This is a genomic window from Nocardiopsis sp. NPDC055824, from assembly GCF_053616335.1.
Genome location: NZ_JBSHDN010000024.1, coordinates 29,930 through 50,830, shown reverse-complemented (window position 1 = coordinate 50,830; position 20,901 = coordinate 29,930). Strand labels below are relative to the sequence as shown.

The following is a 20,901-nucleotide window of genomic DNA, read 5'->3' as shown; positions in this document are numbered from 1 at the left end:
GGGCCGCGCGCCGGACGGTCGCGTCCCTCCCCCGGCCCCGCCCGCCGGACGCGGGGCGGCGTCCACAGGCGCGGGCGGGTACTGGGCCGCGCGGCTCCCCTGGCCTAGGCTGGCCTCCGTGACACGAACCACAGAGGGTCTCGGCCCGGAACTCCACGCCTACGTCGTCGCCCACAGCGAGCCCGTCGACGACGTCCTCGCCGACCTCGCCGAGGAGACGGCGGAGCTCTTCCCCTCGCACAAGGGCATGCAGATCGGCCCCGAGCAGGGGGCGTTCACCACACTCCTCACCCGGATCTGCGGGGCTCGGGACGTCGTGGAGGTCGGCACCTTCACCGGCTACTCCTCGATCTGCCTCGCCCGCGGCCTCCCCGACGACGGCACCCTGCTGGCCCTCGACATCAGCGACGAGTGGACGTCCGTGGCCCGCCGCTACTGGGAGCGCGCCGGGGTCGCCGACAAGATCACGCTCACACTCGGACCCGCGCTGGACTCCCTGCGCGCCCTCCCCCGCGAGCCCCTCTTCGACCTGGCCTTCCTGGACGCCGACAAGGAGGGCTACGTCGCCTACTGGGAGGAGCTGGTCCCCCGGCTGCGTCCGGGCGGCCTGGTCCTGGCCGACAACACGCTCTCCCACGGACGCGTCGTGGACCACGACAACACGTCCGCCCACGTCCAGGGCATCCGCGACTTCAACGACCGCCTGGTCGCCGACGACCGCGTCACCCAGGTGCTGCTGCCCGTCGGGGACGGGCTCACGCTCGCGCGCAGGAACTGACACGCCCCCCGCCGCCCCTGCGGGCGGCAGGGCCCCGGCGGATCGCGCGCACCTTCGGTAATGTCCAGTCCCATGCGCCTGCTGCACACATCGGACTGGCACCTGGGCCGCTCCTTCCACCGGGAGAACCTCATCGACGCCCAGTCCGCCTTCCTCGACCACCTCGTCGGCACCATCCGCGAACGCGGGATCGACGTGGTGGTCGTGGCCGGCGACCTCTACGACCGCGCGCTGCCGCCGGTCGACGCCGTCCGCCTCTTCGACCGGGCGCTCGGCCGCATCCGCGCCACCGGCGCCCGCGCCGTCCTCATCAGCGGCAACCACGACTCCCTCGCGCGGATGTCGTTCGCCACCGGTCTCATCGACGCCTCCGGCGTCCACCTGCGCAGTTCCCTGGACGGCGTGGGGACCCCCGTCCTGATCGAGGACGAGCACGGCCCCGTCGCCTTCTACGGCATCCCCTACCTGGAGCCGGAGGTCGCACGCCACCACTGGGACCTGCCCGAGCGCGGGCACGCGGCGGCCGTGGGCCACGCCATGGACCTCGTCCGGGCCGACCTCGCGGAGCGCCCCGGGACCCGCTCGGTGGTGCTCTCGCACGCCTTCGTCACCGGCGGCGAGCCCTCCGACAGCGAGCGCGACATCTCCGTCGGGGGCGCCTCCAACGTCCCGGCGTCGGTCTACTCGGGGGTGGACTACGTCGCGCTCGGCCACCTGCACGGGAGGCAGACCATCACCCCCTCGGTGCGCTACCCGGGCAGCCCCCTCGCCTACTCCTTCTCCGAGGAGCACCACGTCAAGGGCTACTGGGTGGTGGACCTGGACGCCGGCGGCCTGGCGGGCGCCGAGTTCGCGGAGGCGCCCGTCCCCCGGCCGCTGGCCCGGATCCGGGGCAGGATCGAGGACCTGCTCACCCGGCCCGAATGGGAGGGGTACACCGGCCACTGGCTCCAGGTCACCCTCACCGACCCGCGCCGCCCGGCCCACCCGATGGACCGGCTGCGCGAGCGCTTCCCCCACACCCTGGTCCTGGAGTTCGCCCCCGAGGGCGGCACCCCCGACACACGCCCGGTCGCCGCCTCCGTCGCCGACCGCAGTGAGCGCGAGGTGGTCGCCGACTTCGTGGAGTGGGCCCGGGGCACCCCCGCCACCCCCGAGGAGGAGGCCCTCGTGAACACCGCCGTCGAGCAGGTCCGTCTCCAGGAGGGGATGCGCTGATGCGCCTGCACACCCTCACCCTCCAGGCGTTCGGCCCGTTCGCGGGCACCGAGGAGGTGGACTTCGACCGGCTCGGCGCGGGCGGCCTCTTCCTCGTCCACGGCCCCACCGGCGCGGGCAAGACCTCCGTGCTGGACGCGGTGTGCTTCGCCCTGTACGGCAGCGTCCCCGGCGCCCGGGGCAGGGACCGCTCCCCCCGGAGCGACCACGCCCCGCCGGACCGGCGCCCCCTGGTCACCCTGGAGTTCACCGTCGGGGGGCGCCGCGTCCGCATCGAGCGCAGCCCCCGCTGGGAACGGCCCAAGAAGCGCGGCACCGGCACCAGGGTCGAGAACGCCAAGGTCGTGGTCCTGGAGCACTCCGGCGGCCGCTGGACGGACGTCACCACCCGTCCCGACGAGGCGGGCCAGTTCGTCGGCGACCTGGTCGGGCTCACCCTCGACCAGTTCTGCCAGGTCGCCATGCTCCCCCAGGGCGACTTCGCACGGTTCCTGCGCGCCAAGTCGGACGAGCGGCGCGACTCCCTGGAGCGGATCTTCAACACCCGCGTGTTCCGCGACGTCGAGGAGTGGTTCAAGGGGCACGCCAACAAGCTGCGCCACGAGGTGGAGTCCGCCGGCGACGAGGTGCGCTCGGTCGCGGGGCGGATCGCCGAGGTCGGCCGGTCCACCGCGCCCGAACTGCCCGAGGAGCTGACGGCGTGGGCCGCCGAACTGGCCGCCGTCACCGGCGCCACCGCGCTGGACGCCGTCCCCGTGGCCGCCGAGTTCACCGCCGCGCGCGACGCCGCCCTGCGCGCCCTGGCCGACGGGCGGGAGCTCCGCGCCCGCCAGGAGCGGTTGGCCGCCGCCCGGGACCGGGCTGCCCGGCTCGCCGGGCACGCCGACCGGCGGGCCGGGCTCGACGCCCGGCTCGACGCCGCCGAGCGCGCCGAGTCGGTGCTGCCCTTCCTGCGCGCCCGCGACAGCCGGCGCACCGACCTGGACAAGGCCGAACTGGCCGTCGCCGACCACCTGTCCCTGGTCGCCGGGCTCCCCGGGATCGGCCGGGCCGTGTCCTCACCGCCGTCCGTGCCGGAGGCCGCCGGCCCGGACGCCCCCGGCACGGAACCGCTCCGGCCCCAGGAGGCGCTGCGCGCCGCCGAGCAGGAGCGCCGCGCCGAACTGGCCCGCCTCGAGCACCTCCGTGGGGACGCCGGGCGGCGCCGCGCCCTGGGCCGCTCCGTCGACGAGCTCACCGCGCGCCTGGACCGCACCCGCGAGGAGTCGGCGCGCCTGCGCGAGCGGGCCCTCTCCCTGCCTCCCCGGGTCGAGTCCCTGACGGGCGAACTGCGCCGGGTCCGCGACCTGGCCGGGCAGGTGGAGTCCGCCGGAACCGCCCTGGCCGCCGCTGAGCGCCGCCGGGATGCGGCCGCCGCGTACGAACGGCTCGGCCGCGAGCTGGAGCAGGCCGAGGCCCGGTGCCGCCGCGCCGTGGACGCCGCGCAGGCCGCACGCGAGCGGGCCCTCGCGCTGCGCGAGCGGCGGATCACCCACATGGCCGCCGAGCTGGCGTCGGGCCTGGCCGAGGGGGCCCCGTGCCCGGTGTGCGGGTCGGCGGAGCACCCGCGTCCCGCCCTCCCCTCGGACGGGGACCTGGTCACCGCGGAGGAGGAGCGTGCGGCGCAGGCCGCGGCGGACGACGCCGCCTCCCGCCGCACCGCGGCGGAGAGCGACGTGGTGGCATTGGGCGAGCGCCGGGCCGCGGCGCTCGAACGCGCCGAGGGCCTCACCCCGGGGTCCGCCCGGGACGAGGTCGGGGAGCGCGCGAGGGAGCTGGCCGACGCCCGCGCCGCCGCCGGCGAGGTCCGCCGGGTGGAGGAGGCGCTCGAACAGCTCGAGGCCGAGGTGGAGCGGATCCGCGCCCGGGAGGGGGAGCTGACCCGGCTGGAGGCGGAGGCCGGGACCGAGCTGGAGAGCGCGGTCCGGGAGCACGGGAGGCTGACAGCCCTGCTCGACGCGGCGCGCGGGGGCGATCCGGGGCTGGAGGAGCGGATCACCAGGCTGTCCGGGGAGGCCGACCTGCTGCGCGCCGCCGCCGAGGCCGCGAACACCCGCGACGGCGCAGCCGAGGAGTACCGGTCCGCCGTCGCCGAGGCCGAGCGGTACCGGGCCGAGGCCCGCTTCGCCGACGAGGCCGGGGTGTGGGAGGCGGCCGTGGACGAGCCGCAGCGGCGCGCCCTGCGCGAGCGCGCCCGCGCCTTCGACGACGAGCTGGCCGCGGCCCGGGCCGCGCTGGCCGATCCGGAGCTCCTCGCCGCCGACGGCCCGGTCCCCGACATCGCCGCGCTGACCGCCGGGGCCGAACGGGCCTCCGCCGCGGCCGACCGCGCGGTCGCCTGGCGGAGCATGCTGGAGGAGCGGGCCCGGCGCCTGTCCGCCCTCCGCCGGGAGCTGCGGAGCCGGATGGAGGGCAGCGAACCGGTCCTGCGCCGCTACGCGGTGGCCGAGGGCCTCCGCGGCCTGGCCGCGGGCACCTCCGGGGACAACACCGACAACGTCCGCCTGTCCGCGTACGTGCTGGCCGCCCGCCTGGAGCAGGTGGTGGCGGCGGCCAACGGCCGGCTGCTGACGATGTCGGACGGCCGGTACGAACTCCGCTACACGGTGGACAAGGCCGCGGGGGACGGCCGTGCGCGGTCGGCGGGCGGCCTGGGCATGCGGGTGGTCGACGCGTGGACGGGGGTGGAGCGCGACCCGGCCACCCTGTCGGGCGGCGAGACGTTCTTCAGCTCACTGGCCCTGGCGCTGGGGCTGGGCGACGTGGCCGCCGCCGAGGCGGGCGGCGCCGACATCGACACCCTGTTCGTGGACGAGGGCTTCGGCACCCTCGACGAGGACACCCTGGAGGAGGTGCTGGACGTGCTGGACCGCCTGAGGGACGGCGGGCGGGCCGTGGGCGTGGTCAGCCACGTCGCCGACCTCAAGCACCGGGTCACCACCCGGTTGAAGGTGGTCAAGGGGCCCTCCGGCTCGCGGGTGGAGCACACCGGCTGACCGGGCGTCCGGGGCCGCTTCCCGGACGGGGGCGGCCCCGGTTCCGTCCCCGGGCGGAGGACGCCCGTTCCGGCGGCCGGGTGCGGGGCGGGGGCCGAGCCCCGCGCGCACGCCGCCCGGCCGCGCCCGGGGCGCTCCGTCCACGCGCACCCCTCGGCGGGACGGGCCCCGCACCCACCCCGGGTCGGCGCACCCGCGCGGCGGTGCGACAATGACCAGCGTGAATTCGCTGGTGGACATCGCTGTGTTCGGAATCGTGGGCGCCATCATGATGGCGGCCCTCATCGGTCTGCTCCTCGTGGTCTCGGGGAGCGCTCGCGGGGCCTCGCCCCGGGTACGGGTGGCGTTCGGGGCCGCCTCCGTGGTGCTGCTGGTGGCGCTGCCGACGCTCACCGCCGCCAACACGCTGTCCTCGGGCTCCGGTTTCTGGGTGGCGTTCGCCACGGCCACCTGTGTGGTGGCCGTCGTGTACGCGGTGAACGTGGCGATGCTGCCGGTGGTGGCGCGCCGCCGGGCCGCCGCCACGGGCGAGACCGCCCTCGCGTCGCTGCGGCCGTCGCCGCCGGTCCTGGCCGCGGGCCTCCTGATCTGCCTGGCGCTGGGACTGCTGGGCGCGGCCGTGGCCGCCCTCGTCGTCTGAGCCCCGCCCCTCCCCGCACCCCGTGCCCCGTGCCCGTCGACGCGGGGCACTCGTCGTCCGGGCCCGGCCCCGCGACGGGGCTCCCCGGGCCGACCGCGGCCCCGCCCGTCACGCCCCCGGACACGACGGCGGGGGCGCACCGGGTGGTGCGCCCCCGCCTCCGGTCGGGTCAGCGGCCGTTCGCGGCGGCCGGGTCGTCGTCCGCGGCGCCTTCTCCGGCGGACTCCTGTGCCCCCCGTTCGTCCTTCCCGTCCCGCCCGTCCCGCTCCGTCCGGTCGGCGGGGTGGTCGGAACCGGCGGCGTCCGGCTCGCCGGCGGGCGCCGTCGCGGTCCCCGGGGAGGCCAGGCCGCGCGAGCGGCGGTCCAGTTCGGCCAGGTAGGCGTTGTAGTCGTCCATGTCGGCGTCGTCCGAGCCCCCGCGGCGGCTGTGGCGCTCCCTGCGGCGCTCCTGCTTCTCGTCGTCGCGGGACCACTGGACCACGAGCGTGAGCATCACCAGGAGCGTGGGGATCTCCCCGAGCGCCCAGGCGACCCCGCCGCCCGCGTACTGGTCCTCGGCCAGGCCGTCCAGCCACGGCACGTCGAACTGGCTGTAGAAGTCCATGGCCATCGGGGCCGACTGCATCATGATCGAGATGCCGAAGAAGGCGTGGAAGCCCATCGCGAGCAGCAGGAGCAGGATGCGCAGCAGGTAGGGCATCTTCCTCGGCGCCGGGTCGACGCCCACGATGACCCAGTAGAAGAGGAAACCGGTGATGAGGAAGTGCGCGCCCATGAACAGGTGACCGAGGTGGTCGTTCATCAGGGTCGGGAAGAGCGGGGTGAAGTACAGGGCGTAGGGGCTGAACACGAACAGCGGCGCCGCCACCGCGGGGTGTGTCACCACCTTGGAGAAGCGGCTGTTCAGGAACAGGTTCAGCCACTCGCGCGGCCCCCGGTCCCCGCGCTGCCGGGCGGGCTTGAGCGCGCGCAGCGCGAGCGTGACGGGCGCTCCCAGCACCAGCAGGATCGGGGTGAGCATCGACAGGGTCATGTGCTGGATCATGTGCGTCGAGAACAGCACCATCGCGTAGGTCGCGAAACCGCTGAGCTGGATGACGACGATCGACAGCAGACCCGCCCCGAACGCGACCGTGCGCCCGACGGGCCAGGTGTCGCCGCGGCGCAGCAGCCGGGTCACCCCCGCCGCGTACAGTCCTCCGGCGACGACCACGAGCATGATGAAGAACAGGTCCGGACGCCACAGGGTGAGCAGCGTCTGCACGCTCATGGGCGGCGGGACGGGGAAGCCGAGGATGGCGGCGGCGGGGTCGACGGTGCCCTCCAGCGGCGGGGGCGGGGCGGTGCGCCCCAGGCCGACGGAGACACCGATGACGGTGGCCATGACGAGCACCTCGACCAGGGCGATGCGCAGGAACGAGCCGCGCCGGAACTCCGGGCCGCCGGCCCCCTTGAGGGCGAACTCGCGGTGCATGTACCCGAACGCCCCCAGGACGCCGAACAGGATGATCTTCACCAGGATGATCAGCCCGTACTCGGTGGTGACGAGCTCGGCCGGTGAGGAGAGCCGGGCCAGGGCGCTGGCCGCGCCGCTGACGGCGACACCGATGTAGGCCCACAGGGCCAGGCGGCTGAACCGGTGGGCGGCGACCGCCGGCTCCTGGGCATCCCGGCGCACCGCGTGGTAGGTGACGGCCGCCAGCCCGCCCACCCACACGCTGATGGAGACGACGTGCATGGCGAGCCCGGTCACGGCGAGTTCATGGGCGCCGGAGGAGGCGGAGTGGCCGGTCAGGGCGGGCGGCGTGGTGGCGACCAGGGCGAGGACCAGGAGCCACAGGCCCCCGGTCGCCGTGGTCGCCGTGCGGCCGAAGAGGGCGATGCCGGTCGTCAGCAGGATGACGAACATGAGCGCGATGCCGCCCGAGACCGCCCCGGCGTACGCGGTGACCTCGTCGACGCTGACCTGGCCGATGGTCCTGGCCAGGAACTCGGAGGCCTGGAAGTAGAGGGTGGCCACGGCCGCGACGGCCCAGACGAGGGCCGCCCAGGTGGCTCCGCGCACGTAGGAGGCCGCCTGCGGGGTGAGCCTGCCCTGGCGCGAGGGCAGCAGGACCGCGGCGAGCAGGAGGAGCCCGATCGCGACCACGGCCGAGCCGTCCATGGCGACCTTGGCCAGCGGCATGCCCCACCGCACGGCCTCGCCCGCGTCGGGGAGGCCCGGGATGACCTCGGGGAAGGCGGCGCCGCCGAGGACCAGGGTGAGGCTCAGCCCCGTGAGTCCCAGGACCGCGGCGGCCACGGCGAACAGGGGCACCCGCCCTGTGCCCGGAGCGTCGTCATGGTGCTCCGGGGAGGAGGATGTCGCATTGTGTGCGAGTGGAGCCACGCGGCACTCCGTCGTCGATGTCGTTCGGTTGGCTGGTCGGAGCCCTCGGTTGTGGCCGCCTCGCCGCCGCACGGTCGGCTCCGGCAGGGGCTGTGCACGGAGGAGCACCTCGCCCAAGGTTAAACGGTCTACTACACGGCGTCGGACTGGGGTTCGCCCGGACGGCCCCCGCGACCGTGCGGCCCTCCCGCGCCGCGGGGCGCCGCCCCCGGGCCGGCCCCCGCTGCGCGCGGGCCCCTGTTGTCGGGTTCTCCCCTTCCGGCCGGGCTCTTCGCGCTACGCTCGTGAACCAGTCGTGACGACGGTCTCACTCCTCCTCGCGTTCGTCCCCCGCTCCCACGATCCCCCCGCGGATCCCGTGTCCCAGCAGCACTCTCTCGTCGCGAGCGTACGAAGGAGACGGCGATGACCGAGTTCGACAGTGTGGTCCGCTCCAGGCGGGTGGTCACCCCCGAGGGGGTCGTGCCCGCCTCCGTCGCCGTCCGCGACGGCCGCATCGAGGCCGTCGCGGACCACGGTGCGCACCTGCGCGCGCGGCAGGTGACCGATCTCGGTGACGTGGCCCTGCTGCCCGGGGCCGTGGACATCGGCACCGGCGTACACGTGCCGGGCCGGGGGCTGGCCGAGTCCTACCGCCTGGTGGGACAGGCGGCGCTGAGGGGCGGTGTGACCTGTGTGGTCGCCGCCCCGGCGCCCGCGCGCCCGGCGATCACGTGCGCCGAGGCGCTGCACGCCCACCAGCTGGCGGCCACGGGCTCCGCGGTGTCCGTGCGCTTCCTGGGAGGGGTGACGAGCGGCACCAGTCCGCTGGACCTGGCCGACCTCCAGGCGGCGGGCGCGGTGGCGTTCCACTGCTCCCTGTCGGACGGGGGGTCCCCGGACATGGCGGCGATGAGCGACGCCCTGCTGCGCAAGACGATGGCCGAGCTCACCGCGTCGGACGCGGTGCTGCTCGTGCACACCGAGGACGCCCGCGAGCTGGGGTCCCCGCCGGTGTCCGCGGAGCAGCGGCCGCCCCGGGCGGAGCGCCGGGGGATGGAGCGGGTGATCGCGGCGGCGCGCGTGGTGGGGGCGCGCACGCACGTGTGCCCGTTCACGGCGGCGGACTGCGCGGCCCTGCTGGCGGCGGCGGAGTCGATCGGCGTGGCGATGACGGCGCACACCTGCCCGCACTACCTCTGCCTGCCCGCGGAGGGGCTGGCCCCGTCCTCGCCCGCGCACGGCTGCCGTCCACCGCTGCGCTCCGACGCCAACCGCAGGGCGCTGTGGAGCGCCCTGCTCTCGCAGGGCTCGGCGATCTCCACGATCGGTTCGGGGCACCTGCCCTCCCACGGCCTGTACACGCTGGAGTGGAGCCTGTCGGCTCTGTGGACGGCGGCGCACCGGCGCGGGCTGGGCCTGGCGGACCTGGCCCGCTGGACGTCGCGGGCCCCGGCGGAACTGCTGGGGCTGGACGGCAAGGGTCGGATCGCGGCGGGGTTCGACGCGGACCTGGTCGCCTTCGACCACGCCCGCGGGGTGGCGGTCCCCCCGGCCGACCCGAGCCCGTACGCGGGTAGGGAGCTGACCGGCCGGGTAGGGCGGGTGTGGGTGTCGGGACGCGAGGCGGCGACCGGGGACGACCGGTAGCCCTCCCCCGGGGAGGCCGCCGCGGGTCCTGGACGGCACCGGCGCACCCTCGTGTCACACCCCACACACCGCCCTTACACGGTGTCAACAAGAACGCCGAGAGACATGCATGTTGGCGATAGCGCCGGAACGCCTTCGCAGTTCACAGTGGGGCTATCAACGGAGATACCAGTGGAGGAACCGTGCGCATCGGCGTGCCCCGTGAGATCAAGAACCACGAGTACCGGGTGGCCATCACTCCCGCGGGAGTCCACGAGCTGGCCGGCCGGGGCCACGAGGTGGTCGTCGAACGCGGCGCCGGCATGGGCTCCTCCATCTCCGACGAGGAGTACTCCGCGGCGGGGGCCCGCATCCTGGACACCGCCGACGAGGTGTGGGCGGCGGGCGACCTCGTCCTGAAGGTCAAGGAGCCGGTCCGGGAGGAGTACCACCGGATGCGCGAGGGGCAGGTCCTCTTCACCTACCTCCACCTGGCCGCGTCCCGGGAATGCACCGAGGCCCTGCTGGAGCGGGGGGTGACGGGCATCGCGTACGAGACCGTGCAGCTGCCGGACGGAGCCCTGCCGCTGCTGGCCCCGATGTCCGAGGTGGCGGGGCGGCTGGCACCCCAGATGGGGGCGGTGACGCTCCAGCGGCCCAACGGCGGCCGCGGGGTCCTGATGGGCGGCGTCCCGGGCGTGCGACCGGCGCGGGTGACCGTGATCGGCGGGGGCGTCTCCGGCCTCAACGCGGCGCAGATCGCGGTGGGCATGGGCGCCGACGTCACCGTGCTGGACCTGAACGTGAACAGGCTGCGCCACGTGGACGCGCTGTACCGGGGCCGGATCAGGACCGTGGTCTCGAACGCGTTCGAGCTGGAGCACTCCGTCCTGGAGTCCGACATGGTGATCGGCGCGGTGCTGGTGCCGGGCGCCCGGGCGCCCAAGCTGGTGTCCAACGAGCTGGTGTCGCGGATGCGGCCCGGGGCGGTGCTGGTGGACATCGCGATCGACCAGGGCGGCTGCTTCGAGGACTCCCGGCCGACCACGCACGACGACCCGACGTTCCGGGTGCACGACACGGTGTTCTACTGCGTGGCGAACATGCCGGGCGCGGTGCCCAACACCTCCACCCACGCGCTGACCAAGGACACCCTGCGGTACGCGGCGGCGCTGGCGGACAAGGGCTGGCGCCGGGCCCTGCGCGAGGACGACGCGCTCGCCGGGGGGCTCAACACCTTCGGCGGCGAGGTGGTGTACGCGCCGGTCGCGGAGGCGCACGGCCTCAAGCACCGGAGGCTGGACGAGGTCCTCGCCGCCGGCTGAGCGCTCTCGCCCCTTCCCGCGCCCTTCCGGGCCGTCCCCGTCCGAGCCCGTCCGGCCGGGGGCGGCCCGGACCCGTGCGCGGGGACGGGAACGGGAGCGGGGGCGGACCCGTATGTGGGACGGCGGGCGAGCGCGGGGACGGGAGCGGACCCGTACGCGGGGCGGGGGCGGCAGGCGCCCGTCCCCGGGGCGCCGCCGCGGGGAGCGCACACCGGTGTCGGCGGCCCCCGGGGACCCCCTGTATCCAAGGAAACCCGGAAACCCTCCGCGGCGCCAGGCCGTCCGTCCGCCTGTGGACGGCGCGGGCGCGCACCGCGTTCCGGGGACCGGGGCGGGCCCCCGACCGGGCCCGGCCGATGGGAAGGACCACGCGGTTCGGGGTGGTCGGGCAGGTCGGGCGCGGGTACGGTCGGGAGGAAGGCCCGCGTCCGCCCGCCTGGGACGGACGACCTGCGGGAGGACGAACACCGAGGTGGGGACAGCGTGGCACACACCGGCTCGGCGACCGCGACACGGATCGTCGAACTCGAGCTGATCCGACTGCGGCCCGCGTCCGGCGGGCGGAGCGCCGACACCGACGGCCCCGTCCTCGTCAGAGTGGCCGACGGCGAGGGGCTCTGCGGCTGGGGAGAGCTCCCCGCCGCCACCGGGGCCCAGTGGGAGGCCCTGACCGCCGGGTTCGCCCCGGCCCTGCTCCGGCACACGTGGAGGCGCCCCACCGAGGCGGGCGACGCCTGGGCCGACCTCCCGCGGGATCCCGCTGTGGCGAACGCCCTGGACACCGCCTGCTGGGACCTGTGGAGCCGACAGCGCGGGACGCCGCTGTCGCACGCCCTCGGCGGTGAGCGCACCGCGCTCACCGCGGGGGTGACCCTGGCCCGCCAGGTCACCCTGGAGTCGGTGGTCACGGAGGTGAACCGGCAGGTCGGTTCGGGTTTCCGGCGCATCAGGCTGGAGGTGGAGCCGGGGTGGGACGCCGACGTGGTCCGGGCCGTGCAGACCAGTTTCCCGTTCCTGGTCCTCCAGGTGGACTGCGGAGGCCGCTACACGGAGTCGCCCGCCGACCTGGACTCGCTGCGCGCCATGGACGGGCTGGGCCTCCTGGCCGTCGAGGACCCCTTCGCTCCGGGCGACCTGGCCGCCCACGCGCGCCTGGCCTCGGAGCTGCGCACCCCTGTCGCCCTGGGCCGGGGGCTGTCGTCGGTGGAGGACCTGGACGACGCGATCCGCGCCGAGGCGGGCGGGGCCGTCAACGTGGACCCGACCCGGTTGGGCGGGCTGACGTCCGCCCGGCGCGCGGTGGACCGCGCCGTGGACGCGGGCTGGCAGGTGTGGTGCGGCTCGTCGGCGACGACCGGGATCGGCCGTGCGGCCGTGGTCGCGCTGGCGTCCCTGACCGGGGCGGCCCTCCCGGTGGAGATGCCCGGCGCCGGGAACCGCAGCCGCGACCTGGTGGTGCCGCCGGTGCGCGCCCATGACGGTGTGGTGCCGATCCCCTTGGCGGAGAGCGGGCTGGGACACGGGGTGGACCGGGCCGCGGTGGCCGACCGGACCGCGCGGTCCCTGGTGGTGGACGCGGACGGGCCGCGCGAGGTCCGCGCCGCGCGCGAGGCCCGCGGCCGACGCCGCTGACCCCGCGCCGGGCGGGCGTGCCCGCGGTCCCCGCAGCGCCGCTCCGCACGCGGCGGGGCGCTGCTGCGGAGGGCGCGCACCTATAACCGAACGCCGTTAGGTAGAGTTGCGGCACCGTCCGGCCCCGACCCCCGGACCCGACGTGACAGTGGAGGCGCGGTGCGCGTATTCGCCGACATCAACGAGGTGCTCTCAGCCGAGGGCGAGCACCTGGGCCACACCGACTGGGTGACCATCGGCCAGGACCGGATCTCCCTCTTCGCCGACGCGACCGAGGACCACCAGTGGATCCACGTCGACCAGGAGAGGGCGGCCGACGGCCCCTTCGGCACCACCATCGCGCACGGGTTCCTGACCCTGTCGTTGCTGGCCCACTTCTCCCAGTCGATCATCTCGGTCACCGAGAAGCCGAGCATGTCCGTCAACTACGGGCTGAACAAGGTGCGGTTCCTCCAGCCCGTCGCGTCCGGCTCCCGCGTCCGCGACGGCGTGGAGATCGTCTCCGTCAAGGAGACGCCCAAGGGCTACCTGGTCTGCACCCGGCACACCGTGGAGATCGAGGGCTCCGAGCGCCCCGCGCTCGTCGCCGAGTCCCTCGGCCTCTGGGTGCCCTGACCGCGCGGGCCCCGGGCTCCCGGGGTCCGGGCCGGACGCGCCCCGGGGCCCGGTGCCCGGTGCCCGGGGCGCGTCCGTCGCGGTGCGCGGCGGCCCGCCCTCAGCGGGCGATCCTGCGCAGGATGCGGCGCCCCAGGCCGGGGGTGAACCAGCGCAGTTTGCGCTCGGCCCGCTCCGCGCGCCTGCGGAGCCTCTGCGCCTCGGCGCGCGCCTGGTTCAGCTGGTGGCGGAGCGCCTCGGCGGAGTCCTCCGCCCGCTCCTCGTCCGCGGGACCGGCCCCGTCCGCCACCACGAAGGCCTGCGCGGACGCCCACTGGACGCCGAACAGCTCCTCGACCAGCTGGTCCAGCTCCTTCGGCTCCGCCTCGGGCTCCAGGTGGCGGGCGCGGGCGAACGCGGACGTGCGCTCCAGGCGCAGCACCCCGTCCCCCGCCCGCGTGGCGCCCGGCAGGGGCGCGCAGAACAGGCCGTCGCCCCGCCGGTCCAGCAGCGCCACCAGGTTCGCGACGGCGTTGTCGCGCGGTTCCGCCCCGGCGGGGACGTGGAGACGGAAGGGCACCCGCGGGTCCTCCTCCGGGTCTCCCTCGGTGAAGCGCACCCGGGGATCGCCCCGGAAGGTCTCCCGCACCAGGCGCAGGTCCAGCCGCTCGTCGTCCAGCGGGGACCGGCGTCCCTCGTCCAACACGCCCCACGGACCGCGCAGCCACAGCCGCACGTCCGGCGTCGTGCCCCGCAACAGGCCGGAGGCGGTGGTGTCCGCCTCCTCCAGGGTGGCCTCGGCCACGTCGAGGACGATGTCGACCCGGGGCACCTCCCACTGCCGGTCGGGGCGCTTGTTGCGCAGGTGGAAGTCCGGGACCCGGTTGGAGACGTAGGGCCCCCGGTACCGCGTGCCCCTCTCCTTCTCCTGCTGCATCTGGGAGCGGCCCAGGTGCCAGCTGCTGGTGTCCAGGTCGGGGACGAACACGGCGCCCCGCTGGGCCAGGCGGTGCCCCAGTTCGCTGTCGCCGCCCAGGATCAGGTCGGCGTCCATCCCGCCCGCCGCCTCGAACAGGGTGCGGTGCAGCGAACCCGTGGCCCCGACGAACACCTTGAAGGCCCCGTGGTGCGCCGTGCGCAGGCCGTCGGTGCGCTCGACGACCTCCTCGATCCAGTGCGTGTCGGCGGTCTCCCGGTCGAACAGGTCGGCCGCCCGCCCCGCCCGCACCTGCTCGGCCACGTACTCCGGATCCAGCGCCTCCGGGTCGAAGTCCACGAACAGCTTGTGCCCCAGGACCACGGCGTAGTCGAGGAGGTGGTGCCACCGCATCTGCGACTCGACGTGCTCCCGGTACACCAGCATGTCCGAGTCCAGGCGCAGCACGACCGCGCCCTCGGACGCCGCGGCGCCGGTGTTGAAGGCGTGCCCCGACCCCCATCCGCCCGGAGCCGACGCCAGCAGCCGCGTGTTCTCCGGACGCACCCGCGGCAGCTCCAACGGCTCCGGAGAACCGTCGTCCACCACGACCACCTCCATCAGACGCGACGGATAACTCTGCGCCGACAACGACGCCAGCACCATCGCCAACTTCTCCGGATGACCGTGCGCCGGAACCACCACCGACACCGACAGCGTCGGCTCCCACCCCCCCAGAACCGGCGGCACGAGCGGTGAGTAGTCGTTGCGGTACAGCCTGGGCTGCGCCGCGGGCGCCGGGTCGGTCGGCGCCGTCCCCTGGCCCTCCGGCCCGCCGGCGCCGCGCCCGGCGGGTACCTCCTTGCTGGAGGCGCTGTCTGAGGTGGTCAACTTTGTCCCCCCGAGTGCTCGGTGTGCGGGGCGGCCCGGCCGAGCGGCTCCGCTTCCCCCTCCATGAGGGAGTTGGGCCGCCAGCCCGACCACTGCTTGGTGTGGTTGCGCAGGAAGTAGCCCAGGTCCACCTCCCACGTGTGTCCGGCTCCCGCCCTGCGCAGGAGGTATCCGAGACCGTGGGTGCGGTAGATGCGGCCGCCGGCCTGCCGTACGGCGAGCAGGAACTGGCTGTCGATCGCCCGGGGCAGCGGGCGGAAGCCCCCGACGTCCTCCAGCACCACGCGGTCGGTGAGGATCGTGCTGCCGACCACCTGGGCGTTGGGGAACTCCGACCGGTAGCTGCGCCACACGGTCAGGTCGAGCTCCTGGAGGTAGGTGAAGTTCTGGCTGATGCCCACGACGTCGGCCCCGGAGTAGGCCCTGGACAGCATCAGGTCGGAGAGGTGTTCGGGGCCGTACCAGTCGTCGTCGTCCCACTTGGCGACGACCGTGCCGGAGGCCCGGTCCACCGCCTCGTTCATCACCGCGCCGAAGACCTTGTCCCCGTCCGCCTCGTGCACGGTGATGGCGTGGCCGAGGGCGGAGAACCCGCGTACGGCCTCCTCCACCGGGGGCAGGGAGGCGGAGAACCCGTGCAGGGCGAGGACCACCTCGAACCTGACGTGGCGCTGCCGGGCCACCTGGGCGAGGGCGAACCCCACCAGGTCGGGGCGCCGGGTGCACAGGACCACGGAGACCAGCGGGTCCGGGACGACGGGGATGCCCGCCTCCTCGGCCAGCGCGCGCCACCTGGTCCGCCGCCCGTGGGCGCGCAGCGCGGCGCGGCGCAGCCGGATGCTGTGCTCCTCCCGCGCCAGGCCGTCGAGCATGTCCTCCTCCTCGGCGGAGGTGAGGAGGTCGGTGAGGGGCTGTCCGAGTCCGGCGGCCCACGCGGGCACGGGGCCGCTCACCAGCGGGACCCCGCCCGCGGCGAGGGAGGCGACCGCCCTCACCGCCGCCGCCGGCCCGGCGTGCCCGGACCAGTCCACCCGGACGACGCGCAGGTCGCGGATCCGGTCCAGGTCGACGTCGGTGAGGCCGCCGTCGGCGGGCACGGTCACCAGGACGTCCCCGTCGGTGCGGATGACGGCGCGCGATCCGTCGACGGTCAGGTCCGCGACGGGGCCCTTGGTCCTCTTGTTGAAACCCATGGGGTTGACGAGGCGCTCGTCGATCGGGGCGACGGCGCTCACCGGGTCGGGGCCCCGGACCCTGAGCGCCGCGGCCGGGCCGTCGGTGTCGACCCGGGACTCCCACGAGTCCGCCCCGGTGGTGGAGCGGTCCAGCGCGGGGACGGCCACGTCCTCCCACAGCGGCAGGGAGGCGCCCTCCTCCGTGCGCAGGACCAGGTCGGCGGCGGGTGTGACCCGGATCAGCGGAACCGGCCCCACCGGACCGACCGGCGTGGCCTCCGGGTCGCCCGGGCTCCACAGGTGTGCCTGCGGTCCGTGGAGCCCGGCCCGGATCCCGCTCCCGGGGCCCCTCCGGCGTCCCCGCCCGCCGTGGAAGACCGCTGCGAGCGCCGGCGCGACGTCGGTCCCGCTGGGGAAGAAGAGCTCGCACACCCATCCGCCCTTCTCCGCCCTGCGCACCCGCAGCTCGTGAAGGTCGTTCCACTCCTCGATGCCGGGCGGTGAGGGGGCCAGGCCCCCGTGGTGGCCGGGGATGTGCGCCACGGCCACGAGGAGGTGGACGGCCCGGGGCAGGTGTGCGGCGAGGGTCACGGCCCTGCGCAGGTCGGTGAGGCTGGCGGCGACGACGGCGACCAGGCCGACCGCGGGCCGGACCCCGTCCCCGCCGGTCCCTCCTCCGGGGAGCACCGGCTCCCCCACCGGGTGGGTCCCCAGGTCGAGGAGGAGGTCGTCGGGCCGCAACCGCAGGGAGGCGAGTTCGTCGAGGGCACCGCCCCCGGCTCCGATCCGGCACAGTACGGCGCGCTCGTCACCGCGTGTGCGCAGGGCCTGGCTGATGGCGGAGGTGATCATCGGGCGACCTCGGTGAGTTGGGTGCGCGGGGCGGGAGCCCGTCGGACGCGTGTCGGTCACTGCGTCCCAGACTAACCAATATGATCACTCTGGGTGCAAACATGACCGCGTGTCGTGATCGATTGGCTCCCGGCCCCGCGGGCCGCCCCGGCGTCAGCGCGCGAACCTGCGCAGCACCCTCTCCACCGTCCCCGGCTTGGACCAGCGGAGCTTGCGCTCCGCGCGCTTGGCCCGGGCCGTCTGGCGCTCGACCTCGGCGCGGGCCTCCGCGAGCTTGCGGCGCAGCGCGTCGGCCTCGGCGTCGGACGCCCCGGCCGCCTCCTCCGCCGCCTCCCGTACGACGAACGGCTCCCCCGGCATCCAGTGGGTGGTGTGGACCTCCTCGACCACCCGGTCGAGGTCGCCGCCGGTCGCTCCGGGCTCCAGGTGGCGGGCGCGGGCGAACGCGGACGTACGCTCCAGGCGCAGCACCCCGTCCCCCGCCCGCGTGGCGCCCGGCAGGGGCGCGCAGAGCAGGCCGGCCTTCTTGTCGTTCACGGTCCGCACCAGGTCCGCCACCATCGTGGGCGTGGGGGCGGCGCCCACGGGGACGTGGAGGCGGAAGGGCACCCGCGGGTCCTCCTCCGGGTCGCCCTCGGTGAAGCGCACCCGGGGATCGCCCCGGAAGGTCTCCCTCACCAGGCGCAGGTCCAGCCGCTCGTCGTCCAGCGGGGACCGGCGTCCCTCGTCCAACACGCCCCACGGACCGCGCAGCCACAGCCGCACGTCCGGCGTCGTGCCGTCGAGCAGGGCCGAGACGGTGGTGTCGACGTCCTCCAGCGTGTGCGCCCCGACGTCCAGGAGGACGTCCGCGAAGGGCACCTCCCACTGCCGGTCCGGCCGCTTGCGACGCAGGTGGAAGTCCGGGACCCGGTTGGCCACGAAGGGCATGCGGTAGCGGGTGCCCGCGTCGCGGCGGGTCTGCATCTGGGAGCGGCCCAGGTGCCAGCTGCTGGTGTCCAGGTCGGGGACGAACACGGCGCCCTGCTGCGACACCCGGTAGGCGAACTCGCTGTCGCCGCCCAGGATCAGGTCGGCGTCCATCCCGCCCGCCGCCTCGAACAGGGTGCGGTGCAGCGAACCCGTGGCCCCGATGAACACCTTGTACGAGAGGCGGTCGGCGGTGCGCAGCCGGTCGTGCTTGTTGATCAGGCGCTCGACCCAGTGCGTGTCGGCGGTCTCCCGGTCGAACAGGTCGGCCGCCCGCCCCGCCCGCACCTGCTCGGCCACGTACTCCGGGCTCAGCGCCTCCGGGTCGAAGTCCACGAACAGCTTGTGGCCCATCGCGACCCCGTAGTCGAGGAGGTGGTGCCACCGCATCTGCGACTCGACGTGCTCCCGGTACACCAGCATGTCGGCGTCGAGTCTGAGGATCACCTGGCCGGACGAGGCGGCCACACCGGTGTTGAAGGCGTGCCCCGACCCCCACCCGCCCGGAGCCGACACCAGCAGCCGCGTGTTCTCCGGACGCACCCGCGGCAGCTCCAACGGCTCCGGAGAACCGTCGTCCACCACGACCACCTCCATCAGACGCGACGGATAACTCTGCGCCGACAACGACGCCAGCACCATCGCCAACTTCTCCGGATGACCGTGCGCCGGAACCACCACCGACACCGACAGCGTCGGCTCCCACCCCCCCAGAACCGGCGGCACGAGGACGCCGTGGTCGTTGCGCAGGACTCGGGGCTGCCGTGTGAAGTCGGCCTCCCACCGCGGTGGCACGCGGGTGGCCGCGGCCGCGGTGGCGGGTTCGTGTCCGGTCTCTGTGGTGGTCAACGCTGTCCCCCTGTGTTCTCGGTGATGGACCGGCCGAACTCCGCGGGCTCGCCCTCCAGAAGGGAGCTGGGCCGCCATCCGGCCCATTGCCGGGCGTAGTTGTGCAGGAAGTAGGCCATGTCCTCGGACCAGGTGTGTCCGCCGCCCGTGCGGCGCAGCACGTAGCCCAGCCCGTGGGTGCGGTGGATGCGGCCGCCGCCCCGGGTGACGGCGAGGAGGAGCTGGGTGTCGATCGCCCGGGGCAGCGGCCGGAAGCCGCCCGTCTCCTCCAGCACCACCCGGTCGGTGAGGATGGTGCCCCCGGCGATGAACCTGGTCGCCGTCTCCGACTCGCGGCTGCGCCACACGGTGACGTCCACCTCCTGGAGGTAGACGAAGTCCTGGCCGGTCCCGACCAGCTCCGCGCCGGAGTAGGCGCGGGCCAGGGCCAGGTCGGCCAGGTGGTCGGGTCCGTACCAGTCGTCGTCGTCCCACTTGGCGAGCAGGTCGCCCGAGGCGCGGGCGGCGGAGTCGTTGAGCACCGAGCCGAACACCTGGTCGGCGTCGGCCTCGTGCACCACGATCCGCAGGCCGGTCTCGGCGGCCTCGGCGACGGCGGCGGCCACCCCCGGCAGGTCGGCGGGGAAGCCGTGCAGGGTCAGGACCACCTCCAGGTCCACACCGCGCTGCCGGGCGATCTGGGCGAGGGCGAAGCCGACCATCTCGGGCCGGCGGGTGCACAGGATGACCGAGATCCGGGGGGCGGGCGGGACGGGCACGCCCGCCTCGGCCGCCAGCGACCTCCAGCGGGTGCGCAGGCCGTGGGTGCGCAGTGCGGCGCGGCGCAGCCGGACGCTGTGCTCCTCCCGCCGGAGCCGGTCGGTGAGGTCGGCGTCGGCGGCTCCCTCCAGGAGGTCGCCGAGCGGTCGGCCCAGCCCGGCCGCCCACGCGGGCACGGGCCCGCTGAGCAGGGGCACCCCTCCGGCCGCCAGCGAGGCGACGGCGCGCACGGCCGCCGAGGGGCCGGTGTGCCCGGACCAGGCCACCCGGACCCCGCGCAGGTGGCGCAGGCGGGCCAGGTCGACGTCGGTGACGGTGCCGTCCGGCGCGACGTCGACCAGGACCTTGTCCCCGGCGCGGACGACCGCGCGGTCGCCGTGGGCGGTGAGGTCCCCGAGGGGGCCCTTCTCGGCCTTGGTGAAGCCGACGGGGTTGACGGACAGCTCGTCCACGGGGGCGATCGCGGACACGGGGTCCGGACCGGCCGCCGAGCGCGCCTCGCGCAGGCGGGCGTGGCCGTCCTCGCCCGCCAGGTCCGCCCAGGCGTCCGCGCCGGTGGTGGCGCGGTCCAGGGCGGGCACGGCCGCGTCCTCCCAGGCGGCGCGCCCGCCTCGGGCGGTCACCCGCAGGGCGAGGTCGGCGACGGGGGTGACGCGGCGCAGCGGGACCGGCCCGGTCGCGGGGACCCCGGTGGCGCCGGTGTCACCCGGCCTCCACAGGGCCCCCTCCGGTCCGGAGAGCGCGGCCAGGGGGGCGACCGCGGGGCCGCGGCGGCGTCCCCGGGTCCCGTGCAGGACCGCGTCGAGGACCTCGGCGGTGTCCACCCCGTTGGGGAAGAACAGCTCGCACAGCCAGCCCTGCCGGTCGGCCCTGCGCACCCGGACCTCCTCCAGGTCCCGCCACTGCCCCATGCCCGGGGAGGCGGGCAGCGGCGGGTCCTGGTGTCCGGGGACCGCGACGAGCGCCACGAGGACGTGGGCGGCCCGGGGCAGGTGCACGGCCGTGGTCAGCGCGCGGCGCAGGTCGGTGGTGGTGGCCGCGACGACCGCGACCAGGCCGGCCTCCGGCCGCTCCCCGCCCGGAAGGTCCAACGGCGTGCCCAGGGGGTGGGCGTCCAGGTCGAGGACGAGGTCGGAGGGGCGCGTGGGCAGGCCGGCCAGTCCGGCCCGGGCGCCGGCGCCCGTGTGGCACAGCACGGCGGTTTCGTCCCCGCGGGCACGCAGGGCCTCGCGGAGGGCGGTGGTGATCATCTGGCGACCTCGGTTCGGGGG

13 protein-coding genes are annotated in these 20,901 nt (G+C 75.4%); 8 read left to right on the top strand and 5 right to left on the bottom strand.

Annotation, left to right across the window (positions count from 1 at the left end; translation table 11 throughout):
• Positions 1-118 precede the first annotated feature (118 nt).
• The 4 genes from ACWGL3_RS08415 to ACWGL3_RS08400 all read left to right on the top strand — a co-directional run bounded on the left by ACWGL3_RS08415 (position 119) and on the right by ACWGL3_RS08400 (position 5,671).
• Complete coding sequence (locus tag ACWGL3_RS08415; protein ID WP_267946054.1) at positions 119-778, top strand: O-methyltransferase; 660 nt, start codon at positions 119-121, stop codon at positions 776-778.
• 60 nt (positions 779-838) lie between these two features.
• On the top strand, positions 839-1,996 hold the full coding sequence (locus ACWGL3_RS08410; protein ID WP_267946055.1) for an exonuclease SbcCD subunit D: 1,158 nt from the start codon (positions 839-841) through the stop codon (positions 1,994-1,996).
• Positions 1,996-5,031 (top strand): AAA family ATPase, encoded by a 3,036-nt coding sequence (locus ACWGL3_RS08405; RefSeq protein WP_267946056.1) that lies wholly within the window; start codon positions 1,996-1,998, stop codon positions 5,029-5,031. The genes ACWGL3_RS08410 and ACWGL3_RS08405 overlap by 1 nt, the downstream gene beginning before the upstream one ends.
• A gap of 211 nt (positions 5,032-5,242) precedes the next feature.
• The gene (locus tag ACWGL3_RS08400; protein WP_267946057.1) at positions 5,243-5,671 is read left to right on the top strand and encodes a hypothetical protein; all 429 of its coding nucleotides are present in this window, start codon (positions 5,243-5,245) and stop codon (positions 5,669-5,671) included.
• 169 nt (positions 5,672-5,840) lie between these two features.
• Here the strand turns inward: ACWGL3_RS08400 and ACWGL3_RS08395 are convergent, their stop codons facing one another.
• Entirely contained in the window at positions 5,841-8,060 is a 2,220-nt protein-coding gene (locus ACWGL3_RS08395; RefSeq protein WP_267946058.1) for a cytochrome c oxidase assembly protein, read from the bottom strand.
• A 405-nt stretch (positions 8,061-8,465) separates the two neighbouring features.
• Here ACWGL3_RS08395 and ACWGL3_RS08390 point away from each other — a divergent pair, with 405 nt between their 5' ends.
• From ACWGL3_RS08390 to ACWGL3_RS08375, 4 genes are all read left to right on the top strand, one after another.
• Positions 8,466-9,689 (top strand): amidohydrolase family protein, encoded by a 1,224-nt coding sequence (locus tag ACWGL3_RS08390; protein ID WP_267946059.1) that lies wholly within the window; start codon positions 8,466-8,468, stop codon positions 9,687-9,689.
• A gap of 182 nt (positions 9,690-9,871) precedes the next feature.
• Positions 9,872-10,993, top strand: a complete 1,122-nt coding sequence (gene ald / locus ACWGL3_RS08385) for an alanine dehydrogenase (protein ID WP_267946060.1) — start codon at positions 9,872-9,874, stop codon at positions 10,991-10,993.
• Positions 10,994-11,476: 483 nt separating this feature from the next.
• Positions 11,477-12,625: an enolase C-terminal domain-like protein gene (locus ACWGL3_RS08380; protein ID WP_267946061.1), complete on the top strand. Its 1,149-nt coding sequence runs from the start codon at positions 11,477-11,479 to the stop codon at positions 12,623-12,625.
• Positions 12,626-12,784: 159 nt separating this feature from the next.
• Complete coding sequence (locus ACWGL3_RS08375; RefSeq protein WP_267946062.1) at positions 12,785-13,240, top strand: MaoC family dehydratase; 456 nt, start codon at positions 12,785-12,787, stop codon at positions 13,238-13,240.
• Between the two features lie 100 nt (positions 13,241-13,340).
• On the opposite strand, the gene ACWGL3_RS08370 is transcribed toward ACWGL3_RS08375, so the two are convergent.
• The 4 genes from ACWGL3_RS08370 to ACWGL3_RS08355 all read right to left on the bottom strand — a co-directional run bounded on the left by ACWGL3_RS08370 (position 13,341) and on the right by ACWGL3_RS08355 (position 20,880).
• Positions 13,341-15,026 (bottom strand): glycosyltransferase, encoded by a 1,686-nt coding sequence (locus tag ACWGL3_RS08370; RefSeq protein ID WP_452461092.1) that lies wholly within the window; start codon positions 15,024-15,026, stop codon positions 13,341-13,343.
• Complete coding sequence (locus tag ACWGL3_RS08365; RefSeq protein ID WP_452461091.1) at positions 15,023-17,053, bottom strand: glycosyl transferase family 2; 2,031 nt, start codon at positions 17,051-17,053, stop codon at positions 15,023-15,025. Before ACWGL3_RS08365 ends, ACWGL3_RS08370 begins: the two co-directional genes overlap by 4 nt.
• Positions 17,054-17,206: 153 nt before the next feature.
• Positions 17,207-18,871, bottom strand: coding sequence for a glycosyltransferase (locus ACWGL3_RS08360; protein WP_452461090.1), 1,665 nt, complete (start codon positions 18,869-18,871; stop codon positions 17,207-17,209).
• Positions 18,868-20,880, bottom strand: a complete 2,013-nt coding sequence (locus ACWGL3_RS08355; protein WP_452461089.1) for a glycosyl transferase family 2 — start codon at positions 20,878-20,880, stop codon at positions 18,868-18,870. Before ACWGL3_RS08355 ends, ACWGL3_RS08360 begins: the two co-directional genes overlap by 4 nt.
• Between the last annotated feature and the right edge of the window lie 21 nt (positions 20,881-20,901).